1 pseudogene is annotated in these 797 nt (G+C 46.4%); it reads left to right on the top strand.

The window, feature by feature from the left end:
* Window positions 1-797, top strand: a pseudogene (locus CIK04_RS30020) (histidine kinase dimerization/phospho-acceptor domain-containing protein); the annotation flags it as partial.

Raw genomic sequence — 797 nt, forward strand, 5'->3', positions numbered from 1 at the left:
AAGTGGTTGAGTTGTCCCAAACATCAAATCAGTTGGTTAACCAAGTTGCTCGATACCATCCCTAGCATGAATTTCCATTTCAGATTCAAGGGACGTTTGGTGCTTTCAAATCCAAGCTTATCAAGCGAGTTTTCGTCAATGTCGAGAGAATGGCTGTATCGAGCTGGAGAGTGTCTGCTCGTTTCTTAATTTGTCTGAGCGAGAGCAAGCTGAATTTGAAGAGATCATTCAAGTGCCGGCCAGCGAATGTGGTATGGGGGAGCGTTTTTACCATGTGACGCGCAAAGCCATTTATTCATGACCAAATGGAAATGACCCACTATCATCACGTTGTTTAGCGATATTTCAGATTTGAAGCAAACCGAGCTGGCGTTGCGAGAGTCCAACCGTGCGGCGTTGCAAGCCGTTGAAGCTCGCAACCAGTTTTTAGCGGTGGTGAGTCATGAATTAAGAACCCCGATTGCGGCCATGCTGGGGCTGATGGAGATTCTGTCTCATCGCCTTTCAAACAGTGAAAGTCAGCAACTGCTTGATAACGCCATCCGTTCGGCTGAGCGTTCTGAGTTTGCATGTGAACGACATTCTCGATTTCTCAAAAATTGAGGCCAGCCAACTGCAGCTAGACATTCAAGAGTATCGAATTATCGAAGAGCTGGGCCCTGTCTTACGAAGTTTTGAAGCAAGCGCGCAGCTAAAGGGATTACAGTTTAACGTTGATTGGCAACCAACGGCGTACATTGACGCGCAGTACGATGCGTTGAGAGTGAATCAATTGTCAGTAAYTYGCTTTCTAAATG

The organism is Vibrio sp. 03_296 (assembly GCF_002265885.1).